Origin of the sequence: Pseudomonas sp. W5-36 (genome assembly GCF_046540455.1) — a bacterium.
In the GTDB taxonomy this organism is placed as follows: Bacteria; Pseudomonadota; Gammaproteobacteria; order Pseudomonadales; family Pseudomonadaceae; genus Aquipseudomonas; species Aquipseudomonas graminis_B.
Genome location: NZ_JAXCIQ010000012.1, coordinates 90,279 through 111,963, shown reverse-complemented (window position 1 = coordinate 111,963; position 21,685 = coordinate 90,279). Strand labels below are relative to the sequence as shown.

Sequence of the window (21,685 nt, the reverse complement as noted above, 5' to 3'; positions counted from 1 at the left end):
CAGTCTTCTATGTCCGTTTTTACTCCCCTGGCTCGGCCTGAGCTGGAAGCTTTTCTCGCCCCGTACGGGCTTGGCGCCCTGCGTGATTTTCAGGGCATTGCCGCTGGAAGTGAAAACACCAATTTCTTCATCAGCCTGGAGCAGGGCGAATTCGTGCTGACCCTGGTCGAGCGCGGTCCGGTTCAGGAGATGCCGTTCTTCATCGAACTGCTGGACGTTCTCCACGACGCCAACTTGCCCGTACCCTACGCGCTGCGCACCACCGACGGGCAAGCCCTGCGCGAGCTGAAAGGCAAACCGGCGCTGCTGCAACCGCGTCTGTCCGGCAAGCACCCGGCCCAGCCCAACACCCAGCACTGCGTGCAGATCGGCGAATTCATGGCGCACATGCACATGGCCACGCGCAGCGAGACTATCGAGCGCAAAACAGATCGTGGTCTGGACTGGATGCTGGAGGAGGGCGGTAATTTCATTTCCCACCTGGACCCGGCCCAGGGCGCATTGCTGACCAAAGCCGTCGAGGAAATTCAGCGTCGCAAGGCGGCCATTATGGCGCTGCCCCGAGCCAATCTGCACGCCGACCTGTTCCGCGACAACACGCTGTTCGAAGGCACCCACCTGACGGGCGTGATCGATTTCTACAATGCTTGTTCCGGACCGATGCTGTACGACGTGGCGATTGCCGTGAATGACTGGTGCTCGTTTGAGAACGGCACCATCGATGCGCCGCGCGCCCGGGCGTTTCTGGGTGCTTACGCTGCTCTGAGGCCATTCACAGCCGCCGAAGCCGAGCTGTGGTCGACGATGCTGCGTGTGGGTTGCGTGCGCTTCTGGCTGTCACGCCTGATCGCCGCCGAAACATTCGCCGGTCAGGACGTGCTGATCCATGATCCGGACGAATTCCGCAAACGCCTGGAACAGCGGCAGGAAACCCACATTCCGTTGCCGTTTGCGTTGTAGACATCATAAACGCTTCGTGAGCAAGCTCACTCCCACAGGGACCGTGGTTCAACTGTAGGAGTGAGCTTGCTCGCGAAGGCGTTGGCACAGGAGTTAAAGACTCTCCAGACACCCCGCCAGGTCATCCGCCAGCTTGCTCAGCAATTGCTCGTAACCCTCGGCAGTGGCGGGTGTGTAGCCGCCCAATCCGTCCAGTTCAGCCAGTTTGACCGGCAAGCCCGCACTCAACGTGTCGGCCAGACGCGGGCGAAGGGGCGGTTCGCTGAACACGCAGGTCTTGCCGAATTCGGTCAGCCGCGCACGCATGGCGGCGACGTGCTGGGCGCCCGGCTGAACCTCGCTGCTGACGGCAAATACGCCCGCATGCTTGAGCCCGTAGGCTTCTTCGAAATAATCAAACGCCTCGTGGAAGACGAAATACTGCTTGCCTGAAATGCCGGCGACACGCTGTTTGATCTTGGCGTCCAATGCGTCAAGGCGTGCGTCGAAGGCCTTCGCGTTGCTCTCATAACGTGCCGCATTGGCGGGATCTGCCTGACTCAAGTCAGCGGCCATCTTTGCCGCAATCACCCGAGCATTGACCGAAGACAGCCACAAATGCGCGTCAACGCTGCCCGGGCGGTGATCGTGGTCATGCTCGTCTTCGTCATCATCGTGGTGCTCGGCGCTGGCGGTGAAATGGCGCAGGTGCATACCGGGCAACGACTCGACCGGGACCGATGCCTTGCTGCGCCCGGACAGCACGCGAGGCAGGAATGTCTCCATATCAGGGCCGATCCAGTAGAGCAGATCGGCTTCCTGCACGCGCCGTACGTCGGACGGGCGCAGCGCATAGTTATGCGGTGAGGCGCCCGGCGGAAGCAGGACTTCCGGCACAGCAATCCCGTCCTGTACGGCAGCAGCGATCAACTGCAGCGGCTTTATGCTGGTCAGTACGCGGACGCTGGCTTCGGCGGCAGTGACGGTTGAAAAACCGGTAATAAATACGACAAAAAGTAAAAAAAGTCGGGACACGATAACCACTCATGGGGGCAGGAACGGGTAACATAATAACGTCTCTCTCAAAGGCCGTCGCCGCTCATGTCTAAAACACCCCTGGCCAGTCGCCCCCACGATCACTCTCACTGCGTGCACAGTGCGCTCACTGAAGCCGACACGCTGTGCGCGGGCAAAGGCCTGCGGCTGACGGCCCTGCGTCGTCGCGTGCTGGAACTGGTCTGGCAGAGCCACAAGCCGCTGGGCGCCTACGACATCCTCGCCGTTCTCAGCGAAGAAGATGGCCGCCGCGCCGCACCACCTACGGTGTACCGCGCGTTGGACTTCCTGTTGGAAAACGGCCTGGTGCACCGCATTGCGTCGCTGAACGCCTTCGCCGGCTGTAACCATCCGACCCGCGCGCATCAGGGCCAATTTCTGATCTGCCGCGAGTGCCACGCCGCCATTGAGCTGCAGCACGGCAGCATCAGCTCGGCCATCGTCGACGCTGCCAATGAGGTCGGCTTTGACGTCGAAGCCCAGACCGTCGAAGTCGTCGGCGTCTGTGCCGGGTGCAAGGCCGCCTGATGAGCGATGCACTGATTCGCCTGAAGGACGTCAGCGTGACGCGCGCCGGCCAGAGCGTGCTGGAACATATCCAGCTGAGCGTCAGTTCAGGCGAAATCGTCACCCTGATCGGCCCCAACGGCGCGGGCAAGACCACTCTGGTGCGCGCCGTTCTGGGGCTGCTCAAAGCTGACTCGGGCGAAATTTGGCGCAAACCGAAACTGCGCGTCGGTTACATGCCGCAGAAGCTGCACATCGACGCCACGCTGCCGCTGTCGGTCCTGCGTTTCCTGCGTCTGGTCCCCGGCGTTGATCGGGACACCGCGCGGTCAGCGCTGATCGAGGTCGGCGCAGAGAAGGTCATCGACAGCCCGCTGCAAGGGATTTCCGGCGGCGAGATGCAGCGCGTGTTGCTGGCGCGAGCGCTGTTGCGCAAGCCAGAGCTGCTGGTGCTCGACGAGCCGGTGCAAGGCGTTGATGTCGCCGGGCAGGCCGAGCTGTACGCGCTGATCACTCAGCTGCGCAATCGGCATCAATGCGGCGTGCTGATGGTTTCCCATGACCTGCATCTGGTCATGAGCACCACCGATCAGGTGGTCTGCCTCAATCGCCACGTGTGCTGCTCCGGCCACCCTGAGCAGGTCAGCAACGATCCCGCCTTCGTGGAGCTGTTCGGCCTGAACGCCCCGAATCTGGCGATCTATCACCATCACCACGATCACGCCCACGACCTGCATGGCGAAGTCTGCCAACCCGCGCCGGCTCACGTCCACACCCACAATCACGACCACGGGGACAGCTGCAAGCATGGCTGATTTTCTTCTTTACGCCTTGCTCGCAGGCCTCGCGTTAGCGGTAGTGGCAGGTCCTCTGGGGTCTTTCGTGGTCTGGCGGCGCATGGCCTATTTTGGCGACACGCTCTCCCATGCCGCGTTGCTCGGCGTGGCCTTGGGCTTTCTGCTGGACATCAGCCCGACGATCGCCGTGACCGTAGGCTGCCTGCTGCTGGCGGTGTTGCTGGTGACCCTGCAGCAGCGCCAACCGCTGGCGTCCGACACACTGCTGGGGATTCTCGCACCAAGCACTTTGTCGCTGGGTCTGGTGGTGCTGAGCTTCATGCGTGACGTGCGTATCGACCTGATGGGCTATCTGTTCGGCGACCTGCTGGCTATCAGTCCGAACGATCTGGCGTGGATTCTCGCGGGCAGTGCGTTGGTGCTGGTGCTGATCTGTGCGCTGTGGCGGCCGCTTCTGGCCATCACCGTGCATGAAGAGCTGGCGACGGTCGAAGGGCTGCCGGTGGCGGCCCTGCGCATGACGTTGATGCTGCTGATCGCCGTGGTCATTGCGGTGGCCATGAAGATCGTCGGCGTTTTGCTGATTACCTCACTGCTGATCATCCCCGCCGCTGCGGCACAACGTCACGCCCGTTCGCCGGAGCAAATGGCTGTGGGTGCGAGCATCATTGGCGTGATTGCGGTGTGCGCGGGTCTGGCGCTGTCCTGGTTCAAGGATACCCCGGCAGGCCCGTCTATCGTAGTCTCGGCGGCGGCGCTGTTTCTGCTCAGCTTCCTTTTGCCCAAGCGGTAGAACCTTGGGTAGCAGGCAGAGTCATACTCCGCAATAATCCAATGGCGGCAATGTGCAATGACTCCTTGCGCGGCCTTGCGCGGCCACCGATAGTGATCAGTTATTTTCGGTGCAAGTCAGTTGTGTGTAGACTTGCTCGTTTTTTGCGCAAATAGAGAATCGCAGGAATGAAGCCGTTCGCATCCCGTTATCTGCTGCTTGCTGCATTTTCCATCCTGTTGGGTGCTTGCCAGAGCAAGCCCGTCGAGCAGCCCGCATCTGTGGCTGCGCCCGATGCCTATCAGCAGCTGGAACAGAACATCGCCAGCAGCGAGTTGGCAACCGCCGAAGATCAATTGGCGGCGCTGCAAAGCAAATCTCCGGACGATCCCCGACTCGAGCAGTACCAGCGTCAATTGGCTGAGGCCTATTTGAGCCGCAGTCAGATCGTGCTGCAAAAAGGCGACATGAATGCCGCCGCGACCGCGCTTAGCCGAGCTCGCGCGCTGATGCCCAAGGCCCCGGCGCTGACCAGTGGCGTCAACGGTGCCATCGCCCACGCGCGTAAGGCCGAGCTGGAAAAGGCCGAGGCTGATCTGCGGGCTGCGGAGGCCAGGCGCAAGGCGAAAGTGATTGATCCGAGCGCCGAGAGCACGACCATCGAGTTGAAGCTGGGGGACATGAAGCAACTGCGCCGTCAGTTGAGTGACATCGCTGAGGACGTGACTGCCTTCAACTGCGACGTCACCGTGCAGGTGCCGCGTACCGACGACTACCCTTGGCTGGCAACGCTGCTGACCAAGCGCGTGACGAAGATCAACCCGGACTTCGAGTTGCAGATGCAGCGTGAAATCGAGCGTACCGAACCTGCGAAGATCGTGTTGAAGCCCGCTCAGCCCTGATCGGTCTTTGATCAAAAGAAAAGGCGTTGCCCTCGCGGGCAACGCCTTTTTTGTTACTGCCAGCCCTGCAGATTACGCAGGAATCGCTTTCGCTTTCGGCTCACGAGCCCAGACGCGGTGCTGCTGGATCGCATCGAAGAACGCCTTGAAGGAGGCTTCGTCCGAAACGGTCAGCAAGCCGGCATCGGCTTCCAGTCGCAGCAGGTCGATCAATTTCTGCGCGTCGCCCGCGTAGGCGATGGCTTTGAGGTGCTTGTACGCCTCAAGCACGTAGTGCAGTGCCACGCCGTCGCCGCTCAGGGCCTTGATCGAAGCTTCGCCGCCCGGGATGAACACAGCGTCGAACGCGACCGATGGCAAACCTTCCATCGAAGCATCCACTGCCAGGGACGCGCCACTCGCGGTTTTGACCGGCGCGGAGGTAGGACCCAGCACCTTGGCGTGTGCGCCTTTGGCTTCCAGCGCCGATTTCATCGTCGCTACAGCTTTGTCGTCAACACCGTTCGCGACGAGGATAGCGACTTTGCGCGAAGCAATGTCAGCAGGCAGCAGGTTCGCCTGGCTCAGCAGAGGCGAGCTGTCGACGCTCAACTTGCCGTTGCCTTGCGCCTTGACGGTAGCCGCTTTCGGGGCGGGCAAGCCAAGATTTTCAGCCACACGCGCAGCCAGTGTGAGGTCGATATTCGCGAGAATCTCGTTCACCTGACGGGCGCGAATGTGCTCACGCTCCACCTTGCCCAACTCGAAGCTGTACGCCGCGATGATGTGCTCTTTCTCGTGCTCGCTCATGCTGTTGAAGAACAGCGTGGCTTGGGTGAAGTGATCGCCAAACGACGGGCTGCGCTCACGCACTTTGTGCGCTTCGATGCGTTCTGGATACGTCTCGAAACCGCCATCCTCCGGACCTGCAGGGGTTTCTTTCGGCCAGCCGCCGTCGATCGAGTTCGGCTCGTAGGAAGCGCGACCCTTGTCGATGGTAGTGCGATGCTGAGCATCACGCTGGTTGTTGTGGTTCGGCGAGACCGGACGGTTGATCGGGATCTCGTGGAAGTTCGGCCCACCCAGTCGGCTGATCTGCGTATCGGTGTAGGAAAACAGCCGACCTTGCAGCAGCGGATCATTGGAGAAGTCGATACCCGGCACGACGTGGCCTGGGCAGAACGCAACCTGCTCGGTCTCGGCGAAGTAGTTGTCCGGGTTACGGTTGAGCACCATCTTGCCCAGCGGTGTTACCGGCACCAGCTCTTCCGGAATGATTTTGGTCGGGTCCAGAATGTCAAAGTCGAACTTGTGCTCGTCTTCCTCGGCAACGATCTGAACGCCCAGTTCCCATTCCGGGTAGTCGCCCATCTCGATGGACTCCCACAGGTCGCGGCGGTGGAAATCGGTGTCCTTGCCCGCAAGCTTCTGCGCTTCGTCCCACACCAGAGAGCACGTACCGTACTTAGGCTTCCAGTGGAACTTGACGAACGAGGATTTGCCCTCGGTGTTGATCATGCGGAACGTGTGAATGCCGAAACCCTGCATAGAGCGCAGGCTTTTCGGAATCGCACGGTCGGACATGGTCCACAGCACCATGTGCGCGGACTCCGGCACCAGGGAAACGAAGTCCCAGAAGGTGTCGTGGGCCGAGCCGCCCGTAGGGATTTCGTTATGAGGCTCTGGCTTCACCGCATGTACAAAGTCGGGAAACTTGATGGCGTCCTGAATGAAGAACACTGGCATGTTGTTGCCGACCAAGTCGTAGTTGCCTTCGCCGGTATAGAACTTGACCGCGAAACCGCGTACGTCGCGGACCGTGTCACCAGAGCCGCGTGGGCCCTGGACCGTGGAAAAGCGCGTGAAGACGGGGGTTTTCTTGCCCGGATCGCGCAGGAATTCGGCCTTGGACAGCGCCGAATGGTTCTCGTAGGTCTGGAAGTAACCGTGAGCCGCCGTGCCGCGTGCGTGGACGATACGCTCCGGGATACGTTCGTGGTCGAAGTGGGTAATCTTCTCGCGCATGATGAAGTCTTCAAGCAGCGACGGGCCGCGCGAGCCGACTTTCAGCGTGTTTTGGTTGTCGGAGATCTTTACGCCCTGATTGGTACGCAAAGCCTCGCCGGTGGCGTCGGAGCGGAAGGTTTCAAGGCTTTCGATCTTGGCGTTGGTATTGCCACGATCCAGCGTGTCAGTGCCAGCCAGTTCACTGTTGGCGGTGGCGCTAACAGGTGGATTGGTGTTCTTACTCATCAGACAAAACTCCTCGGTTCGGACGACTCCCTGTTCGGCGTTCCATGGTGTGGAGGCAGCAGGAGCTCGCAGGCGGCAACGCCTGACACGAGGTCAGGCATTATTCAGGCGCTAAGTAAGTGACTGACGATGAAATCAGCCGTTCCGTTTGTTTTTCGGATTCATCGATTTCCTTCGTCAGCCCGACAGTCGGCTGTGCATATGACCGTTCGGCAGGTGCAGTGTGAAATAAATGATAAGAAGGCTGGGCCCAATCCGGATTCGACAGGCTAAAATGCGCGCCCGGTTTACCCAGCCGAAGCCGAAATGGCATCGCTCAGCAGCGTGATGAAGGCATAAGTCTCCACGCTGATTTTTCAACGCGCCCCACAAGGTTCGCTCCGTGATCGAGTTCCAGAACGTCCACAAAACCTATCGGGTCGCCGACCGGGAAATTCCCGCGCTGCACCCCACCAGCCTGCGCATCGAAAATGGCCAGGTGTTTGGCCTGATTGGCCACTCCGGCGCGGGTAAAAGCACCATGCTGCGCTTGATCAACCGCCTTGAAGCGCCGAGTGGCGGCCAGATTCTGGTCGATGACGTCGACGTCACCGCACTGGACGCCGAGGGTCTGCGCGGCTTCCGCCGTCAGGTCGGCATGATCTTCCAGCACTTCAATCTGCTGTCGTCCAAGACGGTCGCCGACAACGTCGCCATGCCGCTGACGCTGGCCGGGGACATGTCCCGCGCGCAGATCGATCAGCGCGTGGCCGAGTTGCTCGCCCGCGTGGGTCTTTCCGATCACGCCAAAAAGTACCCAGCGCAATTGTCCGGCGGTCAGAAGCAACGCGTTGGCATCGCCCGCGCGCTGGCAACCAAGCCGAAGATTCTGCTGTGCGACGAGGCCACCAGCGCCCTCGACCCGCAAACCACGGCCTCGGTGTTGCAGCTGTTGGCCGAGATCAATCGCGAACTGAAGCTGACCATCGTGCTGATCACCCACGAAATGGACGTGATCCGTCGCGTCTGCGATCAGGTGGCGGTCATGGATGCGGGCGTCATCGTTGAGCAGGGCGCTGTGGCCGATGTGTTTCTGCACCCCAAGCACCCGACCACTCGCCGCTTTGTGCAAGAAGACGAGGAGGTCGACGAAAACCAGGTGAACAGTGATTTTGCCCATGTTCAGGGCCGCATCGTGCGCCTGACGTTTCAGGGCGAAGCGACCTACGCGCCATTGCTGGGCACGGTCGCGCGGGAAACCGGCGTGGACTACAGCATTCTGGCCGGTCGTATCGACCGCATCAAAGACACGCCTTACGGGCAACTGACGCTGGCCATCACCGGTGGTGACATGGACGCCGCGTTTGCCCGCTTCACCGCAGCCGACGTTCATATGGAGGTCCTGCGCTGATGGACACTTTTCTCAACCTGTTTTCCAACGTCGACTGGTACGAAATCTGGCTGGCGACCGGCGACACCCTGATCATGCTTGGCGTCTCGCTCGCCTTCACTGTTCTGCTGGGCTTGCCGCTGGGCGTGCTGATGTTCCTGACCTCTCCGCGTCAGTTGCTCGAGAACAAGCCGGTCTACACCACCGTCGGCTTGATCGTGAACATGCTGCGGGCGTTGCCGTTCATCATCCTGCTGATCGTGATGATGCCGCTGACGGAAATCATCACCGGCACCTCGCTGGGCATTCTTGGCACGCTGCCACCGTTGATCGCAGGCGCCACGCCATTCTTCGCGCGCCTGGTGGAAACCGCGCTGCGGGAAGTGGACCGCGGGATCATCGAGGCCACTCAGGCGATGGGCGCGACGACCCGGCAGATCGTGATCAAGGCGCTGTTGCCTGAAGCACGCCCGGGCATTCTCGCGGCAATCACCGTGACCGCAATTGCGCTGGTGTCGTTCACGGCCATGGCCGGCGCGGTCGGTGCCGGTGGCCTGGGCGATCTGGCGATTCGCTATGGTTACCAACGCTTCCAGAACGATGTGATGTTTGTAACGGTCGTATTGCTGCTGGTGCTTGTGCAGATCCTGCAAACCGTCGGCGACAGACTGGTCGCGCATTTTTCACACCGTTAACCGAATTCGCCGGTCACTGACCGGCAGATGCATGCGACTGCGCGTGCATTTCAGGAGTAGTAGAAATGAAGAAGTTGTTGGCTGTATTCGCTGCCGTGGCGGCGCTGTCTGCCCATGCCGATGAGACCTTGACCGTTGCGGCCTCCGCCGTGCCCCATGCCGAGATTCTCGAGTTCGTGAAGCCGATGCTGGCGAAAGAGGGCGTGACGCTGAACGTGAAGGTCTTCAACGATTACATTCAGCCGAACGTGCAGGTCGACCAGAACCGCATGGACGCCAACTTCTTCCAGCACCAGCCGTATCTGGATGAGTTCAACAAGGGCAAGGGCACCCATCTGGTGAGTGTGGCCAAGGTTCACATCGAGCCCTTTGGCGCTTACTCGGACAAGCTCAAGAGTCTGGCCGAGCTGCCGGATGGCGCCAACGTGGCCATCCCGAATGACGCCACAAACGAGGGCCGTGCCCTCTTGCTGCTGGTCAAGGCCGGTCTGATCACCCTGAAGGATCCGACCAGCATCACCGCTAAGCCAAGCGACGTGCAGCAGAACCCGAAGAACCTGAAGTTCCGCGAGCTGGAAGCGGCGACCCTGCCACGCGTACTGACGCAGGTGGACCTGGCGCTGATCAACACCAACTACGCCCTGACGGCCAAGCTTGATCCCACCAAGGATGCGCTGATCATCGAAGGGGCGGAGTCGCCTTACGCGAACATCCTGGTGACCCGCGAGGACAACAAGGATGCCCCGGCCATCCAGAAACTGGTCGCCGCGCTGCACAGCCCAGAAACCAAGGCGTTCATCGTTGAGAAGTACAAAGGCGCCGTGGTCCCGGCGTTCTGATCGCCACACGCCCATGATCTCGGCGCAATGCCGAGATCAGTCCTTACTTCCTCTCAACCAGCCCCGGCAACTGCGCTACCAGCTTCTGGCTGTTCAGCGGCGCGCGGACGAACCCGCGCTGGGTGCCGTCAGGGCCGAGGAGGGCCAGGTTGCCGCTGTGGTCGACCGTATAGCCCGGCTTACTGGTGTCCGCCGGGATGTACGGGATGCTCACCGCATTCGCCAGGTTCTTCAGCGTATCGACCGGCGCCCTCAAGCCGACGAACCCCTTGTCGAAATAACCCAGGTATTGCTTGAGCTGTTGCGGCGTGTCGCGATCAGGATCAACGCTGACCAGCACGATGCGCAGCTTGTCGACGGTCTCAGGGGGCAGCTCGCTTTTGATCTGACGAAGCTGGGCGAGGGTGGTCGGGCAGATGTCCGGGCAGAAGGTGTAGCCGAAGAACAGCACCGTCCATTGACCCTTCAACTGGCTCAATGGAAAGGGTTGACCGTCCTGATCGGTGAACGAGAGATCAGGCACAGTGCGGCTCTGCGGGAGAAGGATGATGCCCGCGTCGTTAAGCGCGGTCTGATCGCCCTGATCCGTGCCGGACAACACCCGGAAGACGGTCAGACCCAGCACCAGCGCCACGATGGCGGCAAGGATGAAAACGGTTTGTTGGGTTCGGGTCATGAGTTCAGCACATTGATAGTCCACGAGCGCGCGATTATGCACATAAGCATGAAGCTGTTATGACAATTACGTCTTAGGGCCATTCGTGAGCAGGCTAATGTATGAATTCCCTATAATGACCGCCTGGTTTCACTGCCTATGGAGCATCCATGAACACCGCCGCATTGCGCGAGCAGATCACCCGAGCTCAGGAACACGAAGCCCAATCCGGTCAGCTCTCGCGCCAGTTGGAGTCGCAACTTCCTCATCTCCACCCGTCCATTCACCTGCCTGACGTAGACGCGCGAGGCGTACTGACGCGCTTTGTCATTGCCTACATTGGTCAGGTTCCGGACTTGCTGGACGCTGCCCATGACGTCGCGTTGCAGGCCGGAATCGAAAGCCAGATCAGACCAGTCCTGAAAATCGCCGAGCAATTCTTCACGGCGCCGCCGGCCATCATGGCGGGCCACGAAGGGCTGGATGGGTTGCTGGACGAAGCTTACCTGGCTCACCGGCTGGTGGAAGAAGTGAACGATCTGTACATCAAGCACTTCGGCCAGCCGCTGATACCCATGAATACCACCGTGGCCAGCGTCATCGCCCACCAACTGATCGGCGAGGCCTTCGCCAATCAGCTCGACGAAGTGGTGCATCACGCCATCGACGAGATGCTCGACGACGACAGCTTCTCCCTGGAGTCGGTGGAAGCCTACCGCGAGCGCCTCGCCAGCCCGGACACCGAAGCAGCATGGAAACGCTGGCCCAGCCTGTCACGCCAGTTGGGCGTGGGGCTGGAGATGGAATGCGGGAAAGACTGATCCCGCACGCCCCTCACGCGGACCTTAATGCAGCGCTGTTCCTCCAATCGACGTGCGGATCCTTCCCTCCACGCGACGCTTGAGCAGCCGCTGCTCCAGCAGTAAACGCGAACCCTGCGCTGCATTGGCGCGGCCCCACTCTTCCAGCAGCTCCAGGCAGGAATGGTCGATGTAGGTCAGGTTGCCCAGCGGCACATGCAGCGTAGTGCCAGGGGGCACGGTTTCCAGCGTCTGGGTCAGGGCCGGCACCTTGAGGAACGTGGCCGAACCATTCAGGCGCAGCTCCATCTCCCCCTCGGCTGGCAGATCGACGAGATTGATCTTCAATCGCGATGCATTCAGCGCCAGCTTCACCAGGGTCAGGCCAAACCCGATCAACACACCCGTCAGCAGGTCGGTCAGGACAATCGCGCTGGCGGTCGCGCCATAGATGAACATCGGCATGCGGCCATAGCGCCCCAGCCCTTTGAGTGCTTGAACATTCACCAGCTTCACGCCGGTGTAGACCAGCACGCCTGCCAGGCTCGCCACAGGAATGCTTTGCAGCACACTGGACAGCAACAGCACGAACGCCAGCAGCCACAAACCGTGGAACATTGCCGACAGCCGCGTCTTGGCACCGGCCTGGACGTTGGCCGAACTGCGCACGATCACGCCCGTCATCGGCAGCGCACCGACCAGACCGCACAACATGTTACCCACACCCTGGGCGCTGAGCTCTTTGTCGAAGTCCGACCGCTGGCCGTCATGCATCCGATCCACCGCCGCTGCCGACAACAGGGTTTCAGCGCTGGCAATGAAAGCCACGGCAATCGCCGCGATCAGGATGGCAGGGTCAGCCAGGTTCAGCAGGTCTGCGGGGCGCAGCCAGTCGATGGCCTCTGCAAGATTGGCTGGAACCTCGACGCGCTTGACCTGCAAGCTCATCACCAGACTCACCACCGTCGCAATGCCGACGCCGAGCAACGCGCCCGGTACGAACCGAAGTGCATGAGGCCGACGCTTTTCCCATAGCCACATCACGGCGATGGTCCCCAGCCCGAGCAGGCCGGCCTGCATGGCGCTGCCCATTCCCATCGCACCCATGAGGGTCTGCGGGAACGCCACGAGATTATCGAGCCCGGAAGGCTTGGGCCCACTGTCGAACATAACGTGGACCTGGGAGAGCACGATCAGCACGCCGATGCCCGCGAGCATGCCGTACACCACCGCAGGCGCCGTCACACGAAACCAGCAACCGAGCTTCAAGCGTCCAGCCAGCAATTGCAGCGCACCGGCGAGTAGCAGAATCGGCCCGAGCATGGCCATACCGTGTTCACGGACCAGCTCGAACACCAGCACTGCCAGACCTGCCGCCGGGCCGCTGACCTGAAGCGGCGAACCGGCCAGCCAGCCCACCACCAGACCGCCGATGATGCCGGTGATCAGACCCTTGGAGGGAGGCATGCCGGAAGCGATGGCGATCCCCATGCACAGCGGCAGGGCCACCAGAAAAACCACCACGGAAGCCAGCAGCTCCCGTGGTAACAACGCTTTCAGATCAGTAGTAGCCATGACGACTCTCCGGAATTCAGACGTGACAACGCCCGGCGGCACGCGCTATGCGCGGCCGCTACGAGCTTGTATGGGGGTGGAACCGTCAGGGCCGACGCCGCTGCGCTCAGGCGCAGCGGGTCAGCCAGCGATCAATATCGCCCGCGGGGAATCGACGCCATGGGCACCGGATGGTCGCCATCCAGAGGCAGGAAGCAATCCTGCTCGGCATCGTAGGCGCGGATCTCGCTGGTCTCGATGTCGTAAACCCAACCGTGGATAAACAATTGGCCGCTGGCCAGCTTGGACGCCACGGAGGGGTGCGTGCGCAGGTGTTGCAGCTGTGCGATGACGTTTTCTTCGGTCAGCACGTGCATGGTTTCATGCTCGCCGGTGCAATTGCAGTTGTCTTGCACAACGGTCTTGGCGACCTCGGCATGACGCAGCCAGGCTTTGACCGTCGGCATTTTTTCCAGGGTGTCGGGGTTGAGAACGGCGCGCATGGCCCCGCAATCGGAGTGGCCGCAGACGATGATGTGCTGAACGCCCAAGGCCAGAACGGCGTACTCGATCGCCGTCGACACGCCGCCATTCATGGGGCCATAAGGCGGGACGACATTACCCACGTTACGGGTGACGAACAGGTCGCCTGGCGAGCTTTGGGTGATGAGTTCCGGGACGATGCGCGAATCGGCGCAGGTGATGAACATGGCCCGGGGATGCTGGGCGGTGGCGAGTTTCTTGAACAGTTCTTCCTGCTGAGGGAAGACGTCATGGCGGAATTGCTTGAAGCCATCAACGATTTGCTTCAGTGCCATCTCGGCGGTTTCCACCTGAGGCGTAACGCCTGTCGTCGCAGCCTGAGGCTGCTTATCCTGGTCACTCATGTTTCATCCTCTCTGACGGATTTAAGTGAATTTTCCGGCGAATCCTGTGGATGACCCACTCTTTTCTGGCCTTCGTACGACTCGTTTCCTACAAGACCAATCGGTCACTTCCGACTCACCTTAACGACGCAAACTTAATTGAAACTGAATGCGTGGCTCTAGATCGCGGGTCTTGCGTTAGAAAATCTAAACCGCAAGCGCCTGTCGTGTTGAAACCCAGTTAGGACGCCACCCGAGTCACAACAGCGACATCTGACCACCGGGCGGGCAAAACGCGCTGCAGTCCAGCTGAAAACTTTCCCGCCGGTTCAAGCCGTACTTCTTGATGGCCAGGCTGTAACGCTGCGCCAGCAGTTCGGCGAACACCCCCTCACCGCGCATTCGCGAGCCAAAGCGGCTGTCGTACACCTCACCGCCGCGGCTTTGTCGAACCAGGCTCATCACATGTTCGGCCCTCTGCGGATAATGCGCCTGCAGCCACTCTTCGAACAGCGGGGCGACCTCCAGCGGCAGACGCAGCATTACGTAGCTCGCACTCAATGCACCGGCGGCCTTGGCCTCGGCCATCAACTTCTCCAGCTCCATGTCATTGATCATCGGGATCATCGGCGCCAGCAAGACGCCCACCGGAATACCGGCGTCGCGCAAGACCCGAATCGCCCGCAGCCTGGCCCTGGGCGCCGCAGCACGGGGTTCAAGGATGCGCTTGAGCTCATCGTCCAGCGTCGTGAGGCTGATGAACACTGATACCAGCCGCAGCTTCGCCAGCTCGGCCAGCAGGTCCAGATCCCGCAGAATCAGCGAGCCCTTGGTGATGATCGTCACCGGATGGCGATAGCGCAGCAGCACTTCCAGCGTCGCCCGGCTCAATGTGTATTCGCGCTCGATGGGCTGATACGGATCGGTATTCGCGCCCAGGGTGATCGGTGCGACGCTATAGCCTGGCTTGGACAGCTGCTGCTCCAGCAGGGCAGCCGCATTGGTTTTGGCGATCAGTCTGGTTTCGAAGTCCAGCCCCGGCGACATGTCCCAGTAGGCGTGGCTCGGCCGGGCGTAGCAGTAAATACAACCGTGTTCACATCCCCGATACGGATTGATCGAGCGGTCGAAAGGGATGTCGGGCGATGAGTTGCGCGCGATGATGCTCTTGGCGGTTTCCAGCGTAACGGTGGTGCCCTGGGTCAGCGGCACTTCCTGATACCAGCCGTCGTCTTCGACCACGGATCGGTTGGGCGCGAAGCGGTTATGCGGGTTGGTCGCGGTGCCGCGCCCGCGTGGGGGCAACTGAATGGACATGACGGCTCCTTGATAACTGGTTATGCATACAGTATCGCGAAATACCTATTTCCCTCACGCTCAGACCCTGAAAAAAACCCCGGCACCGATCAACGGCTTTCATCAACTTTTGACACGCGCCTCACAGCGCCTTGACCCAAGGCAGCGAAAACTTGCCCCATCGATAAATGGCTGGTTTCCACGGTACGTCTTCCATGCGCCTTCGCCCGCTTGCTGTTCAACTCGCCCTGCTACTGGCGGTATCATCTGCCTCCCTCGCTCGAGCCGACGATGCTTCACCGGCGCAATCATCACGCCCGGCGCAGTGGGCGCAACTCGTGGATGCGCACTACAACCTCTACCAGATCACGCCAACGCTTTATCGCAGTCGCCAGCCGGACGCTGCAGTACAGCCGCTTCTGCAGCAGCTTGGCGTGCACACAGTGATCAACTTCCTCAAGGAAAGTGACAGTAAATGGCTGTCCGACACGTCCGTCGAGCAGGTGCAGATTCCGCTGCAGGTGGTGCACATCGACGATGCCGATGTGATTGAAAGCCTGAGGGCTATCCAGGCCGCGCAGCAAAAAGGGCCGGTACTGATTCACTGCAAGCATGGCCTGGACCGGACCGGTCTGGTGGCAGCGATGTACCGCATCGTTGCTCAGGGCTGGAGCAAGCAGGCAGCCATCGATGAGATGCAACACGGCGGCTACGGCGACCAAGACAGCCTCAAGCGGGGAATTGCCTACATCAACACTGTCGACGTGGCGGCGTTGAAGTCAGCGATGGACAGCGGTGCGTGCAGCACGAGCGTATTTGCCCTTTGTGCCATCAAAGGGTTGTCTCACAAAGTGGGCATGATCAACTAAGGGTATGCCCCCTCCGTTGGCAATCAACGGTGCCTGATTGCTCTCAACGCCTTTGCATCTTGCAATACACCTGAACAGCGCAAAGTTTGCACTGACGCAAAACACAACTACTACTCAGCAGGTGCCAATCACGGCATGGAGGCAATCAACGCTTACCGGAAACACCCTATCGAAAAGGATTTCGACAATGATATTCAATTACTCGACGTGCGCGCTGGCGACGCTCTTGAGCATCGGCACACTTGACGCATACGCGACGACGCTCGACTCACGAAACAAACCATTCAATGAATACAGCTGGGTCACCACCCACAATTCCTATGAAAAGATCAACCAGAACTTGAAGGAGATGCCGGCCCAGCTCAATGATGGTGTCCGGGGTTTCATGCTTGATCTCTATGTGGAAGGTTCAAACCCTCGCCCCGAAGAACGTATCAAAGTGTGCCATCAGCAAATTGCCTGCTATGGACCGTTATCTGCCCATTTAAAAAAAGAGTTCCTGCCTTTTCTCCAGAGGAATCCAGGGGAGGTGGTGACGCTGTTCCTTGAAACGTACGTTAAGCGGGAGCATTTGCAGGAGGTGTTCAATACGTTGCCGGGACTGGCGAGTGTTTCATTCGACCCTGCAAACTTCGCGGCGGACCGTTGGCCGACGATCAACCAGATGGCGGCACGCAATAACCGCTTGCTCCTGTTCACGGACAAACGCGAGGTCGCAGGCGACTACTGGGTTCAGGGCAAAAAGATCACGGTCATGTTTGATCAGGACTGGATGCTGCAGAACCATTGGGACACCTTGGGGAACATCGCCAGCAGCATCGAAAGTACTCATGACTGGGCATGTCCAACGCGATGGGGCGGTTTACCCCTCAACACCGCAAAGGTTGCCACCTCGACGGGCAAGCAGTGGAAACGGTTGTTCCTCATGAACCAGTTTCACCCGGGCACATCGACCGTCTTCGATTCGGCCAGCTACGACAACAATCTGACCTACCTCAAGCGCCGCCAGGATAACTGTGGTGTTGTCCCCAACTACGTTGGTATCAACAATTACAAGAGCGGTGAGGCGGAGCGTTATACCGCTGCGCTCAACAACGGCGGCATCTTTCTGCATGAAGGTCCAAATGCCAGTCGGTCCCAGGACATTGTCTGCGTGATTCCCGTTCGCCCCGGGGTGGTTAATCGCAAGGTTCATGGTTGTGAGAATGATGAGGCAAGGTCGATGTCCTTGTCGGGTGTTGCCAGTGGAACCCGCATTCAGTTGTTCGACAGTGGCAGTGGCAATACCCAGGACGACCACATCACCATCGACGTGAAGCGCAACATCGGAATTGGCGAGCGTGTGGTCATCCCGAGCTTCGAGTCCGACGCGAGCAACAGCAACTTTCAGGCAGTTTATAACCGCAACAACGGGCTTGATGGCAAGACTTCACGCATTGTCATTGGCCGGACCCCCACCGACTTTTCGGACGCATCCGTGGCGTTCTACGAGGGCACTAACGCCAGTCAGAATCTGGACTGCGTGATTCCTTTCAGTTCGAGCTACACCATGAAGATGAAGAGCAACAGCTTTGGCTGCTCCAACGACGAAATCAAGTCGGCGCGCATCATCAAAGCCAAAGCGGGTACGTCTTTCACGCTCACGGGCCATCCCGAGGGTAATTTCAACGAGGGTCGCACGACGGTGGAGGTCCTGCGCGACATTACTCTTCCTGTAGTCATCCCGGGGTTCAACAGCAGCTATTCAAACGCCGATATTAAAGTCACGAATTACACCAAGGCCGTCGGTGGCAAAATCTCCTTCGCCTATATCAACGGCGCCCGGTAATCCGCAAACGCAAAAAAAAGGGATACCCATTACAGGTATCCCTTTCTTTATCAGAGATCACGTCAACTCGGATCAACCGGCTTCTTCAGCTTCGGATTCGGGAAGAACTGCACGCCCTGCACCTTGGGATCGGCCGGCTTCACCACAGGCTTGTTCACCCGCGTGCCAAGTTCTGTCGGGATCGATTGCCCCTGGGCATTAAGAGTGTCGGAATAACCGCAGTGCACGCATTGACGGTGCGGCACGTCGTCTTCGTTCCACATCATCAACTTGTCAGGCTCGCTGCACGCCGGGCAGACAGCCCCGGCGATGAAGCGTTTCTTGGTAACCACCTGCGGTGTCTCGGTCATGCTGCCGCTTCCTCACTCAAGCCCGAATGGCGCAAGAGTGCGTCAATCGAAGGCTCGCGTCCGCGGAAGTCGACGAACAGCACCATCGGCGCCTGGGACCCGCCCCGCGCCAGAATGGCCTCACGGAAAGCCCGGCCGGTCTGCTCGTTGAATACGCCTTCTTCCTCGAACTTGGAGAACGCATCGGCAGATAGCACTTCGGCCCACTTGTAGCTGTAGTAGCCCGCCGCGTAACCGCCCGCAAAGATGTGTGCGAAGCTGTTCGGGAAGCGGTTGTACGCGGGCGGACGCATGACCGACACCTCGTCACGCACGGCTTCGAGCACTTGCAGCGTGGTGCGGCCGTCGCCGTGGGTAGCGTGCAGCTCGAAGTCGAACAGTGAGAATTCCAGTTGGCGAACCATCATCAGCCCGGACTGAAAATTCTTCGCCGCGAGCATTTTTTCCAGCAGGTCTTGAGGCAGCGGTTCACCGGTTTCGTAATGACCGGAGATCAGCGCCAGGCCGTCCGGCTCCCAGCACCAGTTTTCCATGAACTGGCTCGGCAGTTCGACCGCATCCCACGCCACGCCATTGATGCCCGACGCGCCCGCATCCTCGACGCGGGTCAGCAGGTGATGCAGGCCGTGGCCAAATTCGTGGAACAGGGTGGTGACTTCATCGTGGGTAAGCAGCGCAGGCTTGCCGCTGACTGCCGGGGTGAAGTTACAGACCAGATTGGCCACCGGGCTTTGCAGTGTGCCTTCAGCGGTGCGACGACGATCGCGGGCGCCGTCCATCCATGCGCCGCCACGCTTGTTGGCGCGGGCGTAGAGATCAAAGAAGAAGCGGCCGACGTGCTGGCCGTTTTCCTTGATTTCGAACAGGCGAACGTCCGGGTGCCAGGTGTCGAAGCCCTTCTGCTCGGCGATTTCAATGCCGTACAGTTTTTGTACGATCGCGAACAGGCCGGTCAGCACTTTGTCGACCGGGAAATAGGCGCGCAGGGCTTCTTGGGAAACGCTGTAGCGCTGTTCACGCAGTTTCTCGCCATAGAAACCGCTGTCCCAGCTTTGCAGGTCCGGGCAGCCTTGCTCGGCGGCATAGGCTTTCAACTGCTGCAAATCCTGAACGGCAAACGGCTTGCTGCGCTTGGCCAGATCACGGAGGAAGCTAAGAACGTGATCGCTCGACTCAGCCATCTTGGTGGCCAGACTCAGCTCGGAGAAGCTGGCGAAACCCAGCAGTTTGGCCAGTTCCTGACGCAGATCGAGAATCTGCTCCATGATCGGACCGTTGTCGTTTTTGCCTGCGTTCGGCCCCTGGTCAGACGCGCGGGTGCAATACGCCGCGTAGACTTCTTCGCGCAGCGCGCGGTCTTCGGCGTACGTCATGACGGCGTAGTAGCTCGGGAACTCGAGGGTGATCAGGTAGCCTTCCAGGTCTTTCGCCTGGGCAGCGGCGGCCATTTGGGCTTTGGCCGAATCGGTCAGGCCGGCGAGGGCGGCGTCATCAGTGACGTGCTTGCTCCAGGCTTGAGTCGCGTCGAGCAATTGGTTGGAGAACTGGCTGCCCAGCTCGGACAGCTTGCTCTGCACCTCGGCGTAGCGTTTTTGCTGCTCTGGCGGCAGATCAATGCCCGACAGGCGGAAGTCGCGCAGCGATTGCTCGAGAATGGTCTTCTGGGCGACGTCGAAATTCGCCGCTTCCGGGCTGTTGGCCAAGGCTTCGAAGGCCTGGAACAGCTCGCGGTTCTGGCCCATTTCTGTCGAATAGGCGCTCAGGGCCGGCAGACAAGACTCATAGGCTTCGCGCAGTTCCGCGCTGTTGCACACGGCGTTAAGGTGACTGACCGGGCTCCAGGCGGCGCCCAGGCGATCGTTGAGTTCGTCCATCGCCAGCACCAGGCCAGCCCATGTAGGCTGCGAACCTTGCTTGGTGAGGATGTCGGCAATCGCGGCGCGATTGTCGGCGAGAATCTGTTCGATGGCAGGTTTTACATGCTCGGCACGAATCGCCGAGAAAGGTGGCAGGTCGTAGGATTGCAACAGAGGGTTGTTCGCGCTCACGGTTTGGCACCTTGGCTAAAAGAAACACCCACGCATCTTAATTAGAATCGGCGCCGACCGCAGCTATCGGCGCCAGAGAAGGAGCCTATCGTGGCCATTCGCACGTTCCAGAACCACGCCCCGGCCCTTGGCGAGCGGGCGTTTGTCGACCATTCGGCGGTTGTGATCGGCGATGTCGAAATCGGCGCCGACAGTTCGGTCTGGCCGCTGACGGTCATCCGCGGCGACATGCACCGCATCCGCATCGGCGCGCGCACCAGCGTGCAGGACGGCAGTGTGCTGCACATCACCCATGCCGGGCCGTTCAACCCCGACGGTTTCCCGCTGTTGATCGGCGATGAAGTCACCATCGGCCACAAGGTCATGCTGCACGGATGCGCCGTCGGCAATCGCATTCTGATCGGCATGGGCACCACGATCATGGACGGTGCGGTGGTGGAGGACGAGGTGATCATCGGCGCGGGCAGTCTGGTGCCGCCCGGCAAACGCCTGGAGAGCGGGTTTCTCTACGTCGGGCGTCCGGTGAAGCAGATGCGCCCGCTGACCGAGAAAGAGATCGCTTTCTTCCCCTACAGCGCGACCAATTACGTGAAGTTGAAAGACCAGCACCTGGCCGAAGGCTTCGACAAACCCTGCTGAGAGCACCCATGCATTACCAGAATATTCTGTTCGATCTGGACGGCACCCTGACCGATCCGCGCGAAGGCATCACCCGGTCCATCCAGTTTGCCTTGAGCAAGCTGGGTATCGACGAACCCGACATCACCCGGCTCGAGCATTTCATCGGCCCGCCGCTGTTGCAGCAATTCATGCGCGCCTACGATTTCGACGAAGCGAAGGCCTGGGACGCGGTGGGCTTTTACCGCGAGCGTTTCAAGGTGACGGGCCTGTACGAGAACCTGGTGTTCGACGGCATCTTCGAACTGCTCGACATGCTCTCGGATCAGGGCCGCACGCTGTACATCGCGACATCCAAGCCTTGGGTATTCGCCCATGAAATCGCCCGGCATTTCGACTTCGCGCGCCATTTCAAGGTGATCTACGGCAGCGAGCTGGACGGCACCCGCACTGACAAGGTCGAGCTGATCCGGCACTTGCTGGACGAAGAGCAGCTCGACCCAAAACAGACGCTGATGATCGGGGACCGCAAACACGATTTGATTGGCGGCAAGCGCAACGGCTTGGACGTGGCAGCGGTGGGGTACGGGTTTGGCAGTCGTGACGAGCTGGAAGCCGAGGCGCCGACGTATCACTTTGAGTCTGTCAGCGCGCTGCATCAGGCGTTTCTCGATACCTGAGGCCACTCAATCT

The 21,685-nt window shown here is 60.2% G+C and carries 21 protein-coding genes; 13 read left to right on the top strand and 8 right to left on the bottom strand.

The window, feature by feature from the left end:
- Positions 1-9: 9 nt before the first annotated feature.
- Positions 10-960, top strand: coding sequence for a homoserine kinase (locus tag SLW74_RS18995; RefSeq protein WP_369320026.1), 951 nt, complete (start codon positions 10-12; stop codon positions 958-960).
- Positions 961-1,053: 93 nt separating this feature from the next.
- Here the strand turns inward: SLW74_RS18995 and znuA are convergent, their stop codons facing one another.
- Positions 1,054-1,983: a zinc ABC transporter substrate-binding protein ZnuA gene (gene znuA, locus SLW74_RS18990; RefSeq protein WP_065987948.1), complete on the bottom strand. Its 930-nt coding sequence runs from the start codon at positions 1,981-1,983 to the stop codon at positions 1,054-1,056.
- 57 nt (positions 1,984-2,040) lie between these two features.
- Between znuA and SLW74_RS18985 the strand changes: the two genes are divergently transcribed.
- The 4 genes from SLW74_RS18985 (at position 2,041) to SLW74_RS18970 (ending at position 4,973) form a co-directional block, all read left to right on the top strand.
- Positions 2,041-2,523: a Fur family transcriptional regulator gene (locus tag SLW74_RS18985; RefSeq protein ID WP_410929770.1), complete on the top strand. Its 483-nt coding sequence runs from the start codon at positions 2,041-2,043 to the stop codon at positions 2,521-2,523.
- Entirely contained in the window at positions 2,523-3,317 is a 795-nt protein-coding gene (gene znuC / locus SLW74_RS18980) for a zinc ABC transporter ATP-binding protein ZnuC (protein WP_065987952.1), read from the top strand. The genes SLW74_RS18985 and znuC overlap by 1 nt, the downstream gene beginning before the upstream one ends.
- Complete coding sequence (znuB, locus tag SLW74_RS18975; RefSeq protein WP_065987954.1) at positions 3,310-4,092, top strand: zinc ABC transporter permease subunit ZnuB; 783 nt, start codon at positions 3,310-3,312, stop codon at positions 4,090-4,092. The genes znuC and znuB overlap by 8 nt, the downstream gene beginning before the upstream one ends.
- A gap of 167 nt (positions 4,093-4,259) precedes the next feature.
- Positions 4,260-4,973 (top strand): PA5502 family lipoprotein, encoded by a 714-nt coding sequence (locus tag SLW74_RS18970; protein ID WP_410929769.1) that lies wholly within the window; start codon positions 4,260-4,262, stop codon positions 4,971-4,973.
- A 72-nt stretch (positions 4,974-5,045) separates the two neighbouring features.
- Here SLW74_RS18970 and katE read toward each other — a convergent pair whose 3' ends face one another.
- The gene (gene katE / locus SLW74_RS18965) at positions 5,046-7,205 is read right to left on the bottom strand and encodes a catalase HPII (RefSeq protein ID WP_410929768.1); all 2,160 of its coding nucleotides are present in this window, start codon (positions 7,203-7,205) and stop codon (positions 5,046-5,048) included.
- A gap of 382 nt (positions 7,206-7,587) precedes the next feature.
- Here katE and SLW74_RS18960 point away from each other — a divergent pair, with 382 nt between their 5' ends.
- The 3 genes from SLW74_RS18960 (at position 7,588) to SLW74_RS18950 (ending at position 10,108) form a co-directional block, all read left to right on the top strand.
- Positions 7,588-8,595, top strand: a complete 1,008-nt coding sequence (locus SLW74_RS18960; RefSeq protein WP_192130563.1) for a methionine ABC transporter ATP-binding protein — start codon at positions 7,588-7,590, stop codon at positions 8,593-8,595.
- On the top strand, positions 8,595-9,269 hold the full coding sequence (locus SLW74_RS18955; protein ID WP_065987960.1) for a methionine ABC transporter permease: 675 nt from the start codon (positions 8,595-8,597) through the stop codon (positions 9,267-9,269). The genes SLW74_RS18960 and SLW74_RS18955 overlap by 1 nt, the downstream gene beginning before the upstream one ends.
- A 65-nt stretch (positions 9,270-9,334) precedes the next feature.
- The gene (locus tag SLW74_RS18950; protein ID WP_065987962.1) at positions 9,335-10,108 is read left to right on the top strand and encodes a MetQ/NlpA family ABC transporter substrate-binding protein; all 774 of its coding nucleotides are present in this window, start codon (positions 9,335-9,337) and stop codon (positions 10,106-10,108) included.
- A 43-nt stretch (positions 10,109-10,151) separates the two neighbouring features.
- Here SLW74_RS18950 and SLW74_RS18945 read toward each other — a convergent pair whose 3' ends face one another.
- Entirely contained in the window at positions 10,152-10,784 is a 633-nt protein-coding gene (locus SLW74_RS18945) for an SCO family protein (protein WP_410929767.1), read from the bottom strand.
- Between the two features lie 149 nt (positions 10,785-10,933).
- On the opposite strand from SLW74_RS18945, the gene SLW74_RS18940 reads away from it, so the two are divergent.
- Complete coding sequence (locus tag SLW74_RS18940) at positions 10,934-11,584, top strand: hypothetical protein (RefSeq protein ID WP_065987966.1); 651 nt, start codon at positions 10,934-10,936, stop codon at positions 11,582-11,584.
- Positions 11,585-11,608: 24 nt separating this feature from the next.
- Here the strand turns inward: SLW74_RS18940 and SLW74_RS18935 are convergent, their stop codons facing one another.
- From SLW74_RS18935 to SLW74_RS18925, 3 genes are all read right to left on the bottom strand, one after another.
- The gene (locus SLW74_RS18935) at positions 11,609-13,138 is read right to left on the bottom strand and encodes a SulP family inorganic anion transporter (protein ID WP_410929766.1); all 1,530 of its coding nucleotides are present in this window, start codon (positions 13,136-13,138) and stop codon (positions 11,609-11,611) included.
- Positions 13,139-13,269: 131 nt separating this feature from the next.
- Entirely contained in the window at positions 13,270-13,935 is a 666-nt protein-coding gene (locus tag SLW74_RS18930; protein ID WP_410929792.1) for a carbonic anhydrase, read from the bottom strand.
- Positions 13,936-14,241: 306 nt separating this feature from the next.
- Positions 14,242-15,300, bottom strand: a complete 1,059-nt coding sequence (locus SLW74_RS18925; protein WP_296307467.1) for a PA0069 family radical SAM protein — start codon at positions 15,298-15,300, stop codon at positions 14,242-14,244.
- Positions 15,301-15,494: 194 nt separating this feature from the next.
- Between SLW74_RS18925 and SLW74_RS18920 the strand changes: the two genes are divergently transcribed.
- Both SLW74_RS18920 and SLW74_RS18915 read left to right on the top strand, forming a co-directional pair.
- Complete coding sequence (locus SLW74_RS18920; RefSeq protein ID WP_410929765.1) at positions 15,495-16,148, top strand: dual specificity protein phosphatase family protein; 654 nt, start codon at positions 15,495-15,497, stop codon at positions 16,146-16,148.
- Between the two features lie 187 nt (positions 16,149-16,335).
- Positions 16,336-17,976 carry a hypothetical protein gene (locus SLW74_RS18915; protein ID WP_410929764.1) on the top strand — a complete coding sequence of 547 codons (1,641 nt, stop codon included), beginning with the start codon at positions 16,336-16,338 and terminating at the stop codon, positions 17,974-17,976.
- Between the two features lie 62 nt (positions 17,977-18,038).
- Here SLW74_RS18915 and SLW74_RS18910 read toward each other — a convergent pair whose 3' ends face one another.
- Positions 18,039-18,326, bottom strand: a complete 288-nt coding sequence (locus SLW74_RS18910) for a YheV family putative zinc ribbon protein (protein ID WP_410929763.1) — start codon at positions 18,324-18,326, stop codon at positions 18,039-18,041.
- A complete protein-coding gene (gene prlC / locus SLW74_RS18905; RefSeq protein WP_410929762.1) occupies positions 18,323-20,374 on the bottom strand; it encodes an oligopeptidase A in 2,052 nt (683 codons plus the stop codon). The genes SLW74_RS18910 and prlC overlap by 4 nt, the downstream gene beginning before the upstream one ends.
- A 90-nt stretch (positions 20,375-20,464) precedes the next feature.
- On the opposite strand from prlC, the gene SLW74_RS18900 reads away from it, so the two are divergent.
- Together SLW74_RS18900 and SLW74_RS18895 are read left to right on the top strand one after the other, a co-directional pair.
- Positions 20,465-21,013 (top strand): gamma carbonic anhydrase family protein, encoded by a 549-nt coding sequence (locus SLW74_RS18900; RefSeq protein ID WP_410929761.1) that lies wholly within the window; start codon positions 20,465-20,467, stop codon positions 21,011-21,013.
- Between the two features lie 8 nt (positions 21,014-21,021).
- The gene (locus tag SLW74_RS18895) at positions 21,022-21,672 is read left to right on the top strand and encodes an HAD family hydrolase (RefSeq protein ID WP_410929760.1); all 651 of its coding nucleotides are present in this window, start codon (positions 21,022-21,024) and stop codon (positions 21,670-21,672) included.
- The last annotated feature ends 13 nt before the right edge of the window (positions 21,673-21,685 follow it).

What these genes read in the sequence shown, in the direction of transcription:
- SLW74_RS18995 (WP_369320026.1), top strand. Translation starts at nt 10, where the DNA reads ATGTCCGTTTTTACTCCCCTGGCTCGGCCTGAGCTGGAAGCTTTTCTC.
- SLW74_RS18985 (WP_410929770.1), top strand. Translation starts at nt 2,041, where the DNA reads ATGTCTAAAACACCCCTGGCCAGTCGCCCCCACGATCACTCTCACTGC.
- znuC (WP_065987952.1), top strand. Translation starts at nt 2,523, where the DNA reads ATGAGCGATGCACTGATTCGCCTGAAGGACGTCAGCGTGACGCGCGCC.
- znuB (WP_065987954.1), top strand. Translation starts at nt 3,310, where the DNA reads ATGGCTGATTTTCTTCTTTACGCCTTGCTCGCAGGCCTCGCGTTAGCG.
- SLW74_RS18970 (WP_410929769.1), top strand. Translation starts at nt 4,260, where the DNA reads ATGAAGCCGTTCGCATCCCGTTATCTGCTGCTTGCTGCATTTTCCATC.
- katE (WP_410929768.1), bottom strand. Translation starts at nt 7,205, where the DNA reads ATGAGTAAGAACACCAATCCACCTGTTAGCGCCACCGCCAACAGTGAA.
- SLW74_RS18955 (WP_065987960.1), top strand. Translation starts at nt 8,595, where the DNA reads ATGGACACTTTTCTCAACCTGTTTTCCAACGTCGACTGGTACGAAATC.
- SLW74_RS18950 (WP_065987962.1), top strand. Translation starts at nt 9,335, where the DNA reads ATGAAGAAGTTGTTGGCTGTATTCGCTGCCGTGGCGGCGCTGTCTGCC.
- SLW74_RS18945 (WP_410929767.1), bottom strand. Translation starts at nt 10,784, where the DNA reads ATGACCCGAACCCAACAAACCGTTTTCATCCTTGCCGCCATCGTGGCG.
- SLW74_RS18940 (WP_065987966.1), top strand. Translation starts at nt 10,934, where the DNA reads ATGAACACCGCCGCATTGCGCGAGCAGATCACCCGAGCTCAGGAACAC.
- SLW74_RS18935 (WP_410929766.1), bottom strand. Translation starts at nt 13,138, where the DNA reads ATGGCTACTACTGATCTGAAAGCGTTGTTACCACGGGAGCTGCTGGCT.
- SLW74_RS18930 (WP_410929792.1), bottom strand. Translation starts at nt 13,935, where the DNA reads ATGGCACTGAAGCAAATCGTTGATGGCTTCAAGCAATTCCGCCATGAC.
- SLW74_RS18925 (WP_296307467.1), bottom strand. Translation starts at nt 15,300, where the DNA reads ATGTCCATTCAGTTGCCCCCACGCGGGCGCGGCACCGCGACCAACCCG.
- SLW74_RS18920 (WP_410929765.1), top strand. Translation starts at nt 15,495, where the DNA reads ATGCGCCTTCGCCCGCTTGCTGTTCAACTCGCCCTGCTACTGGCGGTA.
- SLW74_RS18915 (WP_410929764.1), top strand. Translation starts at nt 16,336, where the DNA reads ATGATATTCAATTACTCGACGTGCGCGCTGGCGACGCTCTTGAGCATC.
- SLW74_RS18910 (WP_410929763.1), bottom strand. Translation starts at nt 18,326, where the DNA reads ATGACCGAGACACCGCAGGTGGTTACCAAGAAACGCTTCATCGCCGGG.
- SLW74_RS18895 (WP_410929760.1), top strand. Translation starts at nt 21,022, where the DNA reads ATGCATTACCAGAATATTCTGTTCGATCTGGACGGCACCCTGACCGAT.